At 58.1% G+C, this 16,136-nt stretch carries 13 protein-coding genes and 2 pseudogenes; 10 read left to right on the plus strand and 5 right to left on the minus strand.

Going from position 1 to position 16,136, the window contains the following annotated elements; all coding sequences use genetic code 11:
* Positions 1 to 61 precede the first annotated feature (61 nt).
* The 5 genes from nasA (at position 62) to DVK06_RS12970 (ending at position 6,503) form a co-directional block, all read left to right on the plus strand.
* The gene (nasA, locus tag DVK06_RS12950; RefSeq protein ID WP_121600561.1) at positions 62 to 2,131 is read left to right on the plus strand and encodes an assimilatory nitrate reductase NasA; all 2,070 of its coding nucleotides are present in this window, start codon (positions 62 to 64) and stop codon (positions 2,129 to 2,131) included.
* A gap of 516 nt (positions 2,132 to 2,647) precedes the next feature.
* Positions 2,648 to 3,946 (plus strand): MFS transporter, encoded by a 1,299-nt coding sequence (locus DVK06_RS12955; protein WP_121600562.1) that lies wholly within the window; start codon positions 2,648 to 2,650, stop codon positions 3,944 to 3,946.
* A 449-nt stretch (positions 3,947 to 4,395) separates the two neighbouring features.
* On the plus strand, positions 4,396 to 4,785 hold the full coding sequence (tnpA, locus tag DVK06_RS12960) for an IS200/IS605 family transposase (protein ID WP_121600563.1): 390 nt from the start codon (positions 4,396 to 4,398) through the stop codon (positions 4,783 to 4,785).
* The gene (locus DVK06_RS12965) at positions 4,782 to 6,017 is read left to right on the plus strand and encodes an RNA-guided endonuclease TnpB family protein (protein WP_121600564.1); all 1,236 of its coding nucleotides are present in this window, start codon (positions 4,782 to 4,784) and stop codon (positions 6,015 to 6,017) included. The genes tnpA (DVK06_RS12960) and DVK06_RS12965 overlap by 4 nt, the downstream gene beginning before the upstream one ends.
* Before the next feature lie 207 nt (positions 6,018 to 6,224).
* Entirely contained in the window at positions 6,225 to 6,503 is a 279-nt protein-coding gene (locus tag DVK06_RS12970; RefSeq protein WP_121600565.1) for an amphi-Trp domain-containing protein, read from the plus strand.
* Between the two features lie 506 nt (positions 6,504 to 7,009).
* On the opposite strand, the gene ppk2 is transcribed toward DVK06_RS12970, so the two are convergent.
* Positions 7,010 to 7,900: a polyphosphate kinase 2 gene (ppk2, locus tag DVK06_RS12975; protein WP_121600566.1), complete on the minus strand. Its 891-nt coding sequence runs from the start codon at positions 7,898 to 7,900 to the stop codon at positions 7,010 to 7,012.
* Positions 7,901 to 8,732: 832 nt separating this feature from the next.
* Between ppk2 and DVK06_RS12980 the strand changes: the two genes are divergently transcribed.
* Positions 8,733 to 10,202 (plus strand): orc1/cdc6 family replication initiation protein, encoded by a 1,470-nt coding sequence (locus DVK06_RS12980; RefSeq protein WP_369333404.1) that lies wholly within the window; start codon positions 8,733 to 8,735, stop codon positions 10,200 to 10,202.
* 871 nt (positions 10,203 to 11,073) lie between these two features.
* Here the strand turns inward: DVK06_RS12980 and DVK06_RS12990 are convergent.
* The 3 genes and pseudogenes from DVK06_RS12990 to DVK06_RS12995 all read right to left on the minus strand — a co-directional run bounded on the left by DVK06_RS12990 (position 11,074) and on the right by DVK06_RS12995 (position 12,922).
* Positions 11,074 to 11,397: a hypothetical protein gene (locus tag DVK06_RS12990; protein WP_121600567.1), complete on the minus strand. Its 324-nt coding sequence runs from the start codon at positions 11,395 to 11,397 to the stop codon at positions 11,074 to 11,076.
* Positions 11,398 to 11,600: 203 nt separating this feature from the next.
* Positions 11,601 to 11,855, minus strand: a pseudogene (locus tag DVK06_RS19685) (RNA polymerase subunit sigma-70); the annotation flags it as partial.
* Positions 11,856 to 12,016: 161 nt separating this feature from the next.
* Positions 12,017 to 12,922, minus strand: a complete 906-nt coding sequence (locus DVK06_RS12995) for a hypothetical protein (protein ID WP_233561719.1) — start codon at positions 12,920 to 12,922, stop codon at positions 12,017 to 12,019.
* 82 nt (positions 12,923 to 13,004) lie between these two features.
* Here DVK06_RS12995 and DVK06_RS13000 point away from each other — a divergent pair, with 82 nt between their 5' ends.
* The 3 genes and pseudogenes from DVK06_RS13000 to DVK06_RS13010 all read left to right on the plus strand — a co-directional run.
* Complete coding sequence (locus tag DVK06_RS13000) at positions 13,005 to 13,397, plus strand: hypothetical protein (RefSeq protein ID WP_147438083.1); 393 nt, start codon at positions 13,005 to 13,007, stop codon at positions 13,395 to 13,397.
* Positions 13,398 to 13,563: 166 nt separating this feature from the next.
* Positions 13,564 to 13,956: an IS200/IS605 family transposase gene (gene tnpA / locus DVK06_RS13005; RefSeq protein ID WP_121600569.1), complete on the plus strand. Its 393-nt coding sequence runs from the start codon at positions 13,564 to 13,566 to the stop codon at positions 13,954 to 13,956.
* A 2-nt stretch (positions 13,957 to 13,958) separates the two neighbouring features.
* Positions 13,959 to 14,608 (plus strand): annotated as a pseudogene (locus DVK06_RS13010) (RNA-guided endonuclease TnpB family protein); the annotation flags it as partial.
* A gap of 67 nt (positions 14,609 to 14,675) precedes the next feature.
* Here the strand turns inward: DVK06_RS13010 and DVK06_RS13015 are convergent.
* Complete coding sequence (locus tag DVK06_RS13015; RefSeq protein ID WP_121600570.1) at positions 14,676 to 15,476, minus strand: hypothetical protein; 801 nt, start codon at positions 15,474 to 15,476, stop codon at positions 14,676 to 14,678.
* Between the two features lie 115 nt (positions 15,477 to 15,591).
* Between DVK06_RS13015 and DVK06_RS13020 the strand changes: the two genes are divergently transcribed.
* Positions 15,592 to 16,080 (plus strand): winged helix-turn-helix domain-containing protein, encoded by a 489-nt coding sequence (locus DVK06_RS13020; protein ID WP_121600571.1) that lies wholly within the window; start codon positions 15,592 to 15,594, stop codon positions 16,078 to 16,080.
* Positions 16,081 to 16,136 lie beyond the last annotated feature (56 nt).

Raw genomic sequence — 16,136 nt, forward strand, 5'->3', positions numbered from 1 at the left:
CGCGGTGCGGACCCCGTCCTGTGGCTACTGTCGTGGCGATGGCGGAGGGTGATCCGGACGGATGAGCGAGTGGACGACGACGACCTGTCTCCGGTGTGCGGTCGGTTGCGGTCTTCAGCAGCACGGCGAGGACGACCGCGGCCTCGTCGCTGTCCGCGGCGACCCCACACATCCCGTCACACGGGGCCAAGCCTGCCGGCGTGGAATCGACGAGACGGTCTCGGGTGGCGAGCGCGTGACGCGCCCGCTTGTCCGCGAGGGCGGTGACCTCGTCGCCACCGACTGGGACACCGTGCTGGACATCATAGCCGAACGCTTCGAAACCGCACTGCGGGCGAGCCGCGACGGCGTGGCCGTGCTCGGTAGCGGCCAACAGACGAACGAGGCGGCGTACGCCCTCGGCAAGCTCGCCCGCGGTGGTTTCAGAACGCGCTACTACGACGCGAATACGACGCTCTGCATGGCCTCGGCGGTCACGGCCTACCACCAGACGTTCGGGAGTGATGCGCCGCCACCGACGTACGACGACATCCCAGCGGCGCGTACACACCTGATCTGGGGAGCGAATCCGGCTGTCGCCCACCCGGTCCTGTACCGGTGGATCGCGGAGAGCGCCACCGACCCGGACAGTCGGCTCATCGTCGTCGACCCAGTCGACAGCGAGACGGCTGAGGACGCTGACCGACACGTGCGGCCCGAGCCAGGGACGGACTTGGCCCTCGCGCGGGCCGTCCTAGCGGCTCTCGTCGAGGCCGACGCCGTGGACGAGGAGTTCGTCGGGCGAGTGACGACCGGCTTCGACGCGCTGGCGGCGCGCCTCCCGTCGGTGAGGGCGGCCGCTGACACCGCCGGCGTGACTGTCGAGACGGTCGCGGCTCTGGCCGAGGCGTTCGCCGACCCGACGCTCGTCTACTGGGGAATGGGCGTCAACCAGAACGTCCAGGGGACCGCGACGGCGCGAGCGTTGATCGACCTCTGTCTCGCGACGGGCAACCTCGGGCCGGGGAGCGGTCCGTTCTCGCTGACGGGGCAGGCGAACTCGATGGGCGCGCGCGTCTGCTCCGCGAAGGGCACCTGGCCCGGACACCGTCCGTTCGAGGACTCCGACCACCGTGACGCGGTCGCGGAGACGTGGGGCGTCACGGCCGCCCATCTGCCGGCCGACCCCGGACCCGGTCCGGTCGGCGTTGTCGACGCACTCCGGCACGGGCCGGTCGACGCCTGCTGGACGGTCGCCACGAACCCCGTCGCCGGGATGCCGGACGCGTCGGTCGTCCGGGCGGCGCTCAAGGACACGTTTCTCGTCGTGCAAGATGCCTTCCGGACCGAGACGACCGACCTCGCCGACGTCGTCCTCCCAGCGGCGACGTGGGGAGAGTCAGAGGGGACTGTCACGAACATGGAGCGGACTGTTTCACGGGTTCGGGCAGCGACGGCGCCGCCGGGGGCCGCCCGACAGGACATCAGTATCATCGCACAGATTGCCAATCGGATGGGGCTGTCACTCTTCGAGCACACGACTCCAGATCCCGAGGCGGTCTTCACAGAACTGGCAGCGCTGACGGCCGGGACGTCTGCCGACCTGTCTGGTATCACCTACGAGCGTCTGGACACCGACGGGGCCGTCCGGTGGCCGGCGCCGGATGGAGAGACACAGGGGGGCTACCGCTACCTGACCGACGGGGACTGGTCGTTTCCGACGCCATCGAATCTGGCACACTTCTCGAGAGGAACACACGACGACCTCGCAGAACCGACAGACGAGTCATACCCCCTCACCCTCACGACTGCCCGCCGGGCCGACGCGTACAACACCGGCGTGCGAACCCGAGCGGACGAGGCCGACCCCCCGGTCGCACGGATCCACCCGAAGACGATCCGGGCACACGTCCCGTCGCTTGAGTCGAATCGGGCAGTGGTCGAATCACGCCGGGGGGCTGTCGAGAGCCGAGTCGAGCGAGACGACGCCATCCCGCCGGGGATGGTCTGGCTTCCGATCCACCATCCGGCGGTGAACAAACTCACGCTCCCGGTTGTCGATCCCGAGTCGGCCGAGCCGAACCTCAAACAATGTGCCGTCGCTGTCTCGCCGCTCGAGTCCCGTGCGGACGACAGCTCACGGTCGTCGTGAGACGCTCCGAGCCACCGATTCGACCGTCAGGTTGTCTCTCGCCAGACGGACACGTTACCGTCTCCGACGCAGAGAAGCGAGCCGAATGTCGTCTGGCTGGCTGGACGGACACACACGTGTCGGAGCGAGCGCCGGGACCCACGTGAGACTGGCGCCGACGAGTCGGAGAAGTGACCGGACAGCGGGACGTGACTGGAGGTGGCCGACACACTGGTCGCAGTTCCGTCCGGTTTTAGTCTCGCTAGCACTTCAGACAGTCCTGTACTGGAGAAGGTACTCGCATTCCGATTGTAGGGGTGTCGCCACCGAAACCGAACCGCACACGCACGGCGTTGCACACACGATGTCGGACATCGAACGGGACCGAACGACGAGACGTATCGAACGAGAGACGACGCGACAGGTCGATGCGGTCGACCCGACTAGCGAATGTGCGACGGCACGGCGTCGACGGCCAGCAGGTCCATCTGACCGCAGCGCGGCAGGGGGTGACCAGCAGTGAAGAGTCCGATACGGATGACGAAGTACCGGACCCTCTTGCTGGCGACTGTCGGGTTCAATTTCTCGTTTCTCATCTGGTTCTCCTTCGCACCGTTCACCGGACCGATAGCCGAGGAGTTCGGCCTCACGGTCACCGAAATCGGCGTATTAGCGAGTGCAGCAATCTGGTTGGCGCCGTTCGGTCGAATCCTGACTGGCTGGCTTTCGGACAGGTTCGGTGCACCGGTCGTGTTCGCGATCGTCCTCGCGTACGTCGGCGTCTTCTCGATTTGGAGTGCGTTCGCAGCGTCGTACGCGGTGTTCTTCGGCACGCGACTGATCGTCGCAACGGCCGGCATCACGTTCGTTATCGGCATCCAGCACGTTTCCGAGTGGTTCGCCGAGTCGGAGCTCGGTACCGCAGAAGGGGTCTACGCAGGTATCGGGAACGCCGGGGCCGCAGCAGGTGCACTGGTTTTGCCCCGCGTGTTCACCGCCGGCTGGAACGGCCCGCTGTTCAGTGCAAACTGGCGGGCGGCGTTCTTCTACACTGGCGTCGTCTCGATCTTCCTTGCGGGCGTCTACTACGTCTTCGGCGAGGCGGCTCGGTCAACCGAGAAACGGAGGGCGACGAAGCAGGGAGCGACGCTCCGAGAGTGGATTTTCACTGCCACGCGATACGGCACTGTCGTGCTGGCGCTCGCCTACGTTATGACGTTCGGGCTCGAACTGTCGATGAACGGCTGGCTGGCGACCTACTACCGGGAGGGATTCGACACGCAAAATCTTGTGATCGCATCGACGTTCGCGGCGACCTTCTCCATTGCGGCTGGCCTACTCCGCCCCATCGGCGGCTACGTCAGTGACCGACTGGCGCGGGCAGAACGGAACATCCTCCCGGTGTTCACCGGTCGCTACCGGGAGCAGTGGACGTTCTTCTCGCTGTGTCTTGTCGTCTGCACGATGCTCGCGATGACGCTTGCAGGGCTACGTGGGACGATCCTGCTCGCCGTTGGCGTCGGCTTTCTCGTCGGGATGGCCTGTGCGTTCGCCGAGGGAGCGATCTTCGCGCAGGTGCCGGCGATGTTCCCGAACAGCTCTGGCGCCGTCGCCGGCGTGGTGGGCGGGGTCGGGACAGTCGGCGGCATCGTCTACCCGCTCGTGTACGCCGCACCGGTGCTGCCGAACCTCCATGTCGGCTACGCACTCGTCGCCATCTCGATGGTGCCCATTGTCGCCCTGACCGCGTGGGTGTTCCAACCGGACGTCGCCGAACGCGCGAACGAGGACGGCCTCGTCGGCCGGCGTGACGCGCCTCGTGTCACTGACGATTGAGGAGTTCATCTCGCACCCTGCATCACCACGGATTCACAGCCGTACGCTGGCGTCGATCAGGGAGACGAGAGTGAGTCGTCTGCCTCTTCCACGCTCTCGTCTCCGTCGTCTCCAGTCTCGACCGCTTCGATGACGTAGCCTGCGATGCCGGCTGCGGCCAGCCCGACTCCGAGTGCGCGTATCTGGCGGAGATACGAGTAACGAAATCGACCGAACCCGGCGCACCAATCTCGGAGTCAGGCCGGCTGTGACTCCAGTTTCTTGTAGTCGACGTAGTCCGCACCCCGGAGGTGTTCAAGGAGGTTGATAGAGATACGAGCGCATACCCCCGTCTTTAGGCGGGGGTCAAGCGGACAATAGCGTACACTTCCAACGACGACGCCACCGCTGGATTTCCCACCGAGTCACCGCCAGTATTAAGATCTTGTGGCCTTATAGTGTACAACCGGATGAAGACCACACGGCACGCGACTTACAACCTCAAATATCACATAGTGTGGTTGCCGAAGTACCGCAACTCGGTACTCGTCAACGAGGTCGCAGACCGTGTGCGGACCATCCTCCACGAAATAGCCGACGACAAAGGCGTCGAAATTCTCGACCTTACCGTACAACCCGACCACGTTCACCTGTTCGTCAGTAGTCCGCCCAAGAACGAACCGGCGCTCCTCGCCAACTGGTTCAAGGGTATCTCCTCGCGCAAGTACAACCACCGATACGCCGACCACGACGGCGAGAAAATCGGATGGGTGCGAGGATACTACGCAGGGACTGCCGGGCACGTTTCGAGTGAGACAGTCAAGAACTACATCCAGCAACACAAGGAGGGCGATTCGTGATCGAACTCACGAAGACGCTCGAACTCAAACTGGTAGAGCCGAACGCCCACAAGCGGAGAAAACTCCGTGAGACGCGAGAGGCGTACCAGCACGCCCTCCAAGATGCCTTCGACGCCCGATGTACCACGCAGACCGAAGCGAACGACGTGGTGGTCAACTACGACCTGAGTGGGTACGCGAAGAACGCGCTCAAGAAGTACGTCCCGCAACTCACGACGACCTACAGCGCGGGCGAACTTCACGACGACCACCCTGTTCGCTTCACGAACGAAGGGTTACGGCTCGACCACAAGCCCGAGAACGCAATCGAATGGTACGTCAAAATCCCGCACCACGAGGACTACCACCTTTGGATGCCAGCACAACCGAATCCCGAACAGCGGGACTGGTTGGAAGCGTTGAACGCGGGAGACGCCACGATGGGCGAGAGTCGGCTATTTGAGCGGGACGGAACGTGGTATCTCCACGTCACCGTGACCCGCGACGTAGAGGATGGTTCCGAGGCGTCCGCCGAAGAACGGACGCCCATCGGTGTCGATATTGGAGAAGCGTCGCTCGTCACGGTGTGTCACCGCGACGACCACGGTTGCCCGACCGCTCCCGAACTGTGGGCCGACGAGGGCAAAACCGTTCGTCGGCTACGCAAGACCTACTTCACCGCCACGAGGCGACTTCAGACGCGCGGAAGCGAGCGTATCGCTGAATCGTTCGGTGACGACCTGTGGAACCAGATCGACGACGTGTTCCACCGGGTCACCCGCGAAGTCGTGGAGTACGCTGAGTCCGTCGAGAATCCCGTTCTTGTTCTGGAAGACCTGACGTACATACGGGAGTCGATGGACTACGGCGAGTACATGAACCGGCGTCTCCACGGATGGGGATTCGCCAAACTCCACGCGCAGATACGGTACAAGGCCGTCGAGAAGGGTATCCCTGTCGAAACGGTGAACCCGCGCAACACCTCGAAAGATTGCCATGCGTGCGGTGAGGTAGGATACCGCCCACGACAGGCGACGTTCAAGTGTACGAACGATGCGTGTTGGATGGGTGAGTACCAAGCGGACGTGAACGGAGCGGTGAACATAGCAGACCGCTACCTCAGCGGAGAGAGTCGTTTCAGAGAACACGAGAACGACGATGACTCGGCTGAGGATGGGGGGCGTTTGACCGCCCCACAAGACAGCCAAGCCGATGCTACCAAGCAAGGGACGCTTGGAACGTATACGTCTTGAAACCGTAGGGCCACGCTCGGCCTGAAATCCCGTGGTGGGATTCCCGCGTCTTCAGGCGCGAGGAGGTCAATGCAGCGGAATGGGCGCTGGAAGCACAGCCAGCCTGCTCCAGCATCGACCTCCTCCCGCGCTTAGAGAGATGCGTCAACTGTGGCATGGGTTACACAGATACTCACACTCAATACCCTGTCCATCGTAGCTTAAGGAATGGCCGAAGAAGCACTGTTCGAATTCGAACGGAACATGGACACAAGTGAAGTTGCACAGTACCTTCGAACGGTCGCAGACCACTTGGAGTCCGGTGATGAATTCACCCTCGAATCCGGTACCGAGTCGGTGACACTCACTCCCCCGAGACGCGTCGAGTTCGAGGTCGAGGTCGAACGCGAAACGTCGAAGTCTGGGGGATCAGCGGAGATAGAACTCGAGTTCGAGTTGGAGTGGGACGAAGACGGAACTGGCACTGGAGATCTCAATATCGGGTGAGGAATCTCTTACAAGCCGAAGTCAATACGATGTTGAACACGTGGCACAGAGCATCGAAACGAGAGGTGGCCTGAACACACTTCGCCTGTATCGGGCGAGGGTTTGACATCCTCTCCGCCCTGAAGGGCGAAGATTCCCACGGCCCCGCGCCGCTGGTTTGGGGTGTTTATGATTTGTAGCTGTCCCGATGACGGCTACTGGCTGTGCCAATCAGCCGTTACTCCTATCCCGGCATGGGATTCAGAGGTACTTCTTATTGTACCCGAACACTACAACAGAAAGGGGTACTTTCTGTGTGTGTGGTCGGGAATCCCGATATTGTCCGATTAAGTGGGCGGATGGACCGCCTCGGATAATTATTAATACGACGACCACTCAGTTAAAACACCCGGCCAGAAGTTCGTGGTTGCTGTAGAGAATTGTCGGATTCATCTCCGCGCTGAAGCGCGAGGCTTTCTCCTTGATTCTCCGTAAAGTAGCAACCACACGACACGAGACCCGCGCGATCAGGACTGTTCGACGTCGACTGCCGATGGGTTTGACCCATACAGTGCAGGCACCCAGTTCTGGCCGTCGATCGCCGGGCGTTCGTAGTTGGGATCCTGCTGACGGTCCGGCAACTCAGTCGGCCCAGGCATGGTGTCCTCGTACTCGATCTGTGAGAGGAGGTGACTGATACAGTTGAGCCGGGCATGTTTCTTGATATCGGCGTTGATCACGTGCCACGGCGAGTTACTCGTATCCGTGTGGGTGAACATCGCGTCTTTTGCCCGCGAGTACTCGACCCACCGCTCTCTGGCTTCGAGGTCGATCGGGCTGAGCTTCCAGCGGCGTTTCGGGTCGTTACTGCGCTTCTGGAAACGTCGTTCCTGTTCCTCATCGCTGATCGAGAACCAGTACTTGATGAGAATGATCCCCGAGCGCATGAGCATCCGCTCGAACTCGGGGGCTGACCGGAGGAACTCCTGGTACTCTTCGTCGGTACAGAAGTCCATCACGCGCTCGACAGTCGCACGGTTGTACCAGCTCCGATCGAACAGCACCATCTCACCGGCCGCCGGAAGGTGCGCTACGTAGCGCTGGAAGTACCACTGACTCTGCTCTCGTTCGGTGGGCTTGCCGAGCGCGACGACTTTCACCACCCGGGAACTCGTCCGGCGAGTGATTCGGTGGATCGTTCCGCCTTTACCGGCCGCGTCTCGACCGTCGAAGAGCACGACGACCCGGAGTCCCTGCTCTTTGACCCACATCTGGAGCCTGACGAGTTCTTCTTGAAGCCGCTCGAGTTCTCGCTTGTAGTGTTTTTTCTTAATCTTGCCACTTTTCTTGTAGAGATTCTCCTCGTTGACGGTGGTCAGCACGGATTCCTCGGCCGGTAACACCGGGTGCTCGGTCATGGGAGCTGCCGCTCCTCGTCCCCGCCACCGATCGTTGATGCGTACATGTAAGAGTATCAATGGTAGTAATAAATAAACCCCTACCCCCACGAAACGCAGGTCGCTTGGCCGACTGTGCGGTGTTCAGAGTTGTTTTATTTCGTATTGACTCAATCGCACGGTCTAAGATGAGCGGCTCGATCTGATAATAGAAGACCAGACGAGGGACTGTCTTCACCTCACCGGACGGCAAGGCGGACATCTTTCGACGAGCTCGACACGATGAGACACACACCCCTCTATCGATGTGTTCTAACTGAGTAGGCCAAATGGCGAAGAAGCTTGATTCTCTGCTACAAACCTCGTGTTCCGCAAATAATGTCGATAGCGTCTCTCTATCCCTGGATGATCGTGTTCAAGCCGAGTGTACTCCTGTCGGTGTTCTGGCGACACATTGTCGCTGGCCGAAACACATCGAACACATCGATAGAGGGGTGTGTGTGTGTGTGTTTGTGTTGTTAAAAGAAGAGAAGAGAAGAACCGACTCAAAATGAGTGATTATGAGACAACGAGAACGTCCCTTCTATGTTCTAAGCCGATACGAGGGCTGTATCGTCCGGTTAGCTCAGACAAGGTCTCGTCACACCCCCACCCCGTGAAGACTTCGAACACATCGATAGAGGGGTGTGTGTCTTCGACCGCGTGTTGCAAAACACATCGTCATCGGCTACGGCCAGTTAACCCATTCTCACGGATATCATGCGGTTAACCGCGTATTACAGGTTTCAAACGGCTAATCACACTTCGATAGAGGTGGGGAACCTTTTTCATACAGGCGCGTATCAATTGGCCTATGGGTACTGACGACTCCGATGATCCCGCAGAGGATCCGGGACCGTCGGAGGACGAGATGACGGCTCAAGCTGACCTGTCGAGTATGCCGCAGCCGGCGTCATCGCGACAGGCGTCATCGTCTCACGTCACTAACGGTGATTCACAGCCTGACGAAGGAGCAGATTCCGAGGGGTCAACACAGTCGATCGAAGATATGCTCCTCGAGTTTGACGATCAGGAGGGGCTAATTCGGGACCGAGAGCTACTCGATCCGAATTACGTTGTTGAAGAGGACCGCATCGTGGGCCGTGATGAGCAACTCCAGGAAGTCACCAAGATGCTTCGGGTTGCGCTCGGGGATAACCGACCGCCAAACCTGTTCCTCTACGGCCCGTCTGGAACAGGGAAATCGCTAATTACGAAGGCAGTTTGCCATAATATCAGCCATATCTGTGAGAGCCGCGATATTCGGTTTGGCACTGTTGAAGTGAACTGCCAGGATCTAGACACGCTTGGTATCGCCGTGTATGAACTCGTTCAGCAGGCTGCTGATGCGGCAGGTGTCCCTGTTGAGGTGCCAAAACACGGCGTGGCAACGAAAGAGAAGTGGGATGAGCTCTACCGAATTGTCAACGAGCACTTCGACTCTGTTGTGTTTGTCCTCGATGAACTGGACATGCTCGTTGGCCGGCGAGACAAACAAGAACCTGCGTTTTCACGGCTCCTGTATCAGCTCTCCCGGGCAGGGGCAAACGACGAACTGGACGCGTACATCTCCGTCGTTGCTATTTCAAACGACACGAAAATGATGGAATCTGTTGGGAGTCGCGCTGTCAGTTCGTTCACCCCAGAAGATGTCCATTTCGACGACTACGACGCAAACCAACTCCAAGCAATTCTTCGACGGCGTCAGGATGCGTTCCATGACGACGTCGTCGACGATGATGTGATTCCACTCGCAGCGGCATTCGCGGCACAGACGCATGGTGACGCGAGGAAGGCGATCGATCTCATGCGGGTTGCCGGCGAGCTGGCTGAGCGTGAAGGCGACAACCGCGTTAGCGAAAAACACGTCCGTACCGCACAGGAGAAAGTCGAGAAGAATCGGGTGTTAGAGGTCGTTCGTGGTATCAGTACACAAAAGAAGCTCTGTCTGTACGCAACCGCGGCCGTTGCGTCCCAAACTGACGGCGGGAGCGCCAGGAGTACAACCGGCTATCGTGTGTATCAATACCTGACTGACGCCATTGACGCGGATCAGTACCACCAAGAAACGTACGTCAATAAGATGAAAGAACTCACGACGTACTCACTGGTCGACTTCGAGCGACGGAGCCATGGACCTAGCTCGGGGATGTTCCTTGAGTTCCAGTTTGGCGAAAGTCCAGGGACAATTCTCGAGACACTCCGTGAAGATTCGCGTATTGAGGCGATTTCTGAAGAGGAGGTCACCTCTGTGGTAAAAGCACAGATCCGGAACCAGACGTAAACATTTCAGTTATTGATGTGGCCTTTTGTGGCCCCGGTGTCCCCTGTTTTATACCCATTTTCCATTGTTTCTGATAGACACCCCTCTATCGATGTGTTCTATGTGTTGGTTATCGGAGCCCTTCGCCCCGGGTATGAAACTTTTCCATGATTTCCGATATACACCCCTCTATCGATGTGTTCGTCGTGTCGGCTATCGCACTCCCACAACCCGGTTATGAGGCTTTTCCATTGTTTCTGATAGACACCCCTCTATCGATGTGTTCGATGTGTCGGCTATCGTGCTCCCGCACCCCAGTCAAGAGACTTTTCCATTATATCTGATAGACACCCCTCTATCGATGTGTATTCGGAGTTTGTTATCAGGCCTCACTTGATAACTGAGTAACTCATCTACGGGCGTTTAGCTATTTTCCATTGTTTCCGATATACACCCCTCTATCGATGTGTGATTCGTTGTTAGAGCAGTTGAAAAAGACATATTCGGGAGATAAGCTTCAGCCGATAATTGGCCCTTCCCACTCCTGTTGATTTGAGTGATCAATATCTCCAACTGCTTACCCTGGAGCTATATCACTGCGTTCGCTAAGGCCAGATCCCACCAACACCCCTCTATCGATGTGTTTGATGGAGGTACTGTTGAAACACTCTCACTGGTCCCGCAGTAGTCACATGCAAGAGCGATTCTGCTGTCGTGTTGTTCGCTACGCCAGTTCCCATAGCACCCACGACCACAGAAATGATGTTCTGAACGTTCAACTACTGAGGGAGATTTTGAAACCGTCTCCCCACAGAAGTCACAATCAACATCAATGGGCATGATTTGAGCTTTCGCCAATAATATTCCCCACGATCACTAATAGATACCGAGGCTATTCGTTCGGGTTGACTGGCCCTTTATATTGAGAGCGGATTTTTTGGCCATCCCGCCACTGCCAGTAGTAGTAGCGGTTGTCGTTGATCTCCTTGATTGTAATCGTGGCCTTCGAGGGGACGTCATCCGGGAAGTCGTCGGGTTGCTCGTCCCTTTCGGCATCATCGGACTCTTCATCGACGTCGACTCCACGAGCCTTGTGCGATGCCAACGCCTCAGCGTAGTGTGCGACGTACCGGAGCTGTTCAGGCGAGTAGCTGTTGAGTGTATCGACCATCTCTGGTGAGAGGTCAGTTGGTGGCGTCGGTGGCTTGTAGGACATCAGTAATCGCCTCGTGTTAACCAACAAAGCGCGTATCGGCTTAGATTTGTTGGTTAATCAGATATCGGCTCGTCACGGGCTGAAGAGTATGAATAGCAAACTATTCAAAAATAGCAACCCGGGAACGCTGTCGATGTCAAACCAACGGCAATCATTTAAACCTCACCGTGGAGGAGGTCGATATTCAATTGCTGCTGTGAAACTCATGAGCATTCTCTTTCTGACTCACGGTAGGAAACGTCGAGATCGAGATCGTCGTACATGCGATCGAGCATAGCGAGTGCTGACTGAAACGTCGCATAATGCTTCCGCATGAACTCTATCGTCTCGCGCCGAGAGATGACTGGATATCCTTCGACGTGGTCGGGGTTGAGCATCGAACGCTCGTTGAGGACGACTTGGAGAGGATCTTCAAACGAGTCCTCCGGTTGTCGCTCAAATTCTGTCGGGATTCCAAATCGTGCGAGACTTTATCCGTCGGCAGAGCCAAGATTTGCCTGACCAATGAGTCTGGACGACGCGGTTGAGGAGGCTCTCGCAACATACGGGATGTCACGGAGCGAAGAGGCCGAAGAAACCGGCCGCACGGTCGCGACGCTCCAAGACTAGCGCACGCCGCTTACTCGAGAGTCCGAATTTTCTCTGCGAACTCCGCCTTCGATAGCCCAGGGGCCTCCATCAGCTCGGGGTTGTCGGTGCGTTCAACCGCCTCTTCGACGAATTCGATCCAGAGCTCCTCGTGCGCTGTTGCGTAGACTGTTTTCGCTTCTGCGGGATACATATCCAGCTCGTATGCCGTCAGGTCAATTTGGACCTCGTGTTTCCGCTCAAGCGCTGTCGCTCCGAAATCAGAGAGATGTTTGAGGAGCACATTCTTCCGACGAACCGTCAAGAGACGCTTTGAATCGTTAATATATTCGTTTACCCACTCCCGCCAGTCGTATGTCTCTGAGTCGATTTCCACGGAGGTCTCTGGCATCGAGAAATCGGGAGCAATCCGACGGAGGTAGAACTGAACCAGGGCAACAGCAGTCCGATGGTTCGCATTCGGAAGCGCGTGTTTGAGAATGAGATTTGAGGCGAGACGGCCTGCAACATCAGTCGCGTTACCCTCCCACGACACCCGGTTGAGCGCGCCTGGGAGTGCATCGATGTCGATGTTCTTGTACGCTTCAACAGGAACTCCTTCTTCTTCCTCGTTCTGGGCTATGAGCGCTTGATAGATCTCGAGGAGCCGGGCAACGATAGTACCGTTGTCAGCACCCATCTCTGAGAGTGGCTCGTCAAGATCGAATTCGAGATCGCCGACGTCCCCACCACCGACGCGGGAGGTATAGATACCGAAGAACTCGCTGTCAAGATCGTACTTGCGAACCTTCACCGCCACGTCATCGTCGTACTCGACAATCCTGGCAACGATCTCTGATGGAGCCTCGTGGACAAAATCAAGAGAGAACTGATTGTCGCCCGGATGGTGATAATAGACGTGACCCATCTCCCTGATTCGCTGTACTTGGAGGAGCATCTTAATTCACGCTACCTTTCGGACCCGCCTGGCATCAGGATTCCATCGAATCGAGTCTCTCCCAGCCGACGTTGATTCGGAGATGATACTCACTGTCGTAGCTTCCCTGTTCGGTCGCATTGGGTCGAGGAGCGGACACCCGCTCGTGAATGACTTGAGGAGCGTCTCACGCGCTGAGAGGTCAATGCCGAGCTGGTCGGCGATAGACGATCAGCTTGGTCGCAGCGCTGTTGTCGGGTCGCTGGAGGCACTCAACGACCGTCGCCCACGAATAGTCTCGATCCTCCGCGACGACTATCGCCTGTACGAGTTCTCGGATACCACCACAGAGTTCGAGATGGTCGGTACAGTCAACCGTCGTCTTTTCCACATCTGTGACGTTCACCGCGGTGTCCTCGATGAGCCTCGACTTGTAGCCGAAGAATTTGATCTTGAGCGGAGCGGCTACGTCCGTGAAGTCGGTCAGTCAGGCTAACCTCCGGGAATAACGGCAGACTATCTTTTTCCAAGGCGAGAATCCCGCCGTTCACGGCGGGCGTGAAGCCGACAACTGTCTCACGTTCCACCGTCGGTTGCAGACCGAACACCCTATGACTGCGAACCCTTATTAGAATTGGGTATATAGAAATTTATACAACCAAATTAAGTACAACCTCGAAAAAGGGTCGCACACGGTCTACGCGCTCCAATATCACTTTGTGACCGTCACAAAGTACCGCGCGGACATCCTCACCGACGAGATAGCCGAACGCATCGGTGAGATTGCCAGCGACATCTCCGAGGACTTCGGCGTGAGTATCCAGAACGTCAACGGCGGTTCCGACCACGTTCATATCCTGTTCACGGCGAAGCCAACGACCGACCTCACCAAGTTCATCAACTCGCTCAAGGGCGTCACGTCCCGCAAAATCCGCGACGAGAACCCCGAAGTTCGGCAGGCACTCGACAAGGCGTTCTGGCAACCGGGGTACTTTCTCGCCACCACCGGCCAAGTGAGCATTGACGTACTCATGAAGTACGTGGAGGAACAGTAGCGATGTCCACGACCGTCACGAAGACGTTGCAGGCGACGTTCGCGCCACCCACCGCGCACGAGCAGTCGAAACTCAACGACCTGCTCGAAACCTACCGTGACGGTCTGCAAGAGGCGTTCGACTCCGGGGCAAGTACCATGTCGGCGGTGAGCGACATCGTGACGCCCTACGACCTGCCGTATCAAGTGAAGGCTGCCCTCTGCAACTACGTCCCGAAACTCCACAAGACGTACAACGCCAAGGAGTTGGACGACAGCCACCCGATACGGCTCACGAATCAGGCTGCAAAGTTCGACCACTCCGAAGAACGCGACTACGAGTTCACGTGGTGGGTTCCCCGTCCCGGCAGGGGAACGAACTTCTGGATACCGCTCCGTATCAACCCTGAACAGGAAGATCTCTGGCACGACCTCGTATCGGAGGACGCGAAGGCGGGCGAGATACGGCTTCAACAGCATCGGAAGAACTGGGTACTGCACGTCACCGTCGAGTACCCGGTCGAAGAACCAGCGACGGACGGTGACGCCACGCACATCGGCTTAGACATCGGAGAAACCGCCCTCTTCACGGCTGTGCCCTCAAGGATGGTTCTCCGACTGACCCGTTCGTGTGTAGCGGAAACAAAGCGAAGCATCTCCGTAAAGTAGTTTACCAGAGAGTAAACTACCGAGCCGACTCACTCTGATGAGTGTACCGCCAAGCGAGTAGGACAGGATAATTCACTGGTCCTCACGCTCTTCCCACTCCGGACGTGGTGTCGGGGACGGGAGTTCGTCAACCTTAGTTCGAAGTTCGTCCTCTGTCGTCCACGGGAAGCACCGTTCGTGGAGTTCGAATTTGCGGAACTTGTTGAGATGGACCCAGCTGTATGTTACTGGCTCTCCGCCCTCATTTGTCCGGTCGTCGATCACATCCCACACCTCTTGTTCGTCGATGTCGAGACCGCTCTCTTGGGCGCGATCAACGAGCGACTCGACTTTTGCTTGGACGTCATCCGCCGCCAAATCGTCTGCGAACGCACTCTCAAGGGCGGCCTGAACGACGTGCTGTTTCGAGTCAAGGTTCTCGTCAGTCACCCACGCGTAATCACGTGGGAACACGTACGACTTGTCGAAATACGGTGGGTCATCAATCTCGCCCAATTCAGGCGCCTCCCCACCACTCTCCTTCTCAAAGACCCCAACGATGTAGTCGCTGTACGTCGCGAGCAACGAAAACATGATATCGAACGTATTGAGGCGGTCAGTCGGAAGTTCGAGGAGATCACCCATGATGAACGGATAGGCACCGAGCTGCTTCGTGAGTTCGTTCTGGACGGCGCGAAGCCGGCGGATATAGGGGTCGCGATAGCTCCCCAAGATGAAATACGATGTCCGCTGACTCCAGAGATACGGCAATTCACGCTGGGCGAACCGCCAGATTTCCCGATTCTCTGCAGGCTCAAGTTCGATGCCCCCGATGGCCTCGTGAACAACGGTCATAATCTCCCCAGCGTCCGGCGGCGGGCTTGGGTCGGTCATTAGCTGCTGATTCAAACCACACCAGCTTATCGCTTCTGAATCACTTTGATATTTTCTGAATTAACCAACTTGGTTGACCCTAACTGTTATAGCGTCCTCTCTCGTACCAGCACGTATGAGCGAAACCGACACTGGTGCGGCCGATGCAGGGCCGTTCGCGGAACAGCAGCGGCTGTTCAAGCTGCTGTCCCAGGATACGCGCCATCTCATCATCCAAGAGCTGCTGGGCCATCCCGCCCATCTAATGTCGCTCGCCGAACTCGAGTATATGACCGGGAAGAGCCAGGCGGCCATCAAAGACCAGTTGGAGACGTTGATCGACGCCGGGCTCCTCGCACGCTACACGTACGACCCAAGCGAGGGGACACGTGACCTCCCCTCCCAGTTCTACGGATTCACGGAGCGGGGCGTCGAGGTCCTCCACGACTACAAGTATCTCCGTGGGCTTCCGGTCGCACGCGCGCTCTACGAAAACACGCGCAAGACCGAGAAAATCGAGCGCCACGAATCGGCCCCTCGCCCAGAGCTTCCTGACGCTGTCGCGAACGCACTCGAGTTCGACGAGCCCGATCTCGACGCCGTCGATGGTGGCACAAATTCATAGTTCGTCGTCGAACAGTATCGTTCTCAACGCTGGAGACTAAGGGTCCCGGGGCGTGA

The organism is Halorubrum sp. Atlit-28R, from assembly GCF_003665955.1.
GTDB lineage: Archaea > Halobacteriota > Halobacteria > Halobacteriales > Haloferacaceae > Halorubrum > Halorubrum tropicale.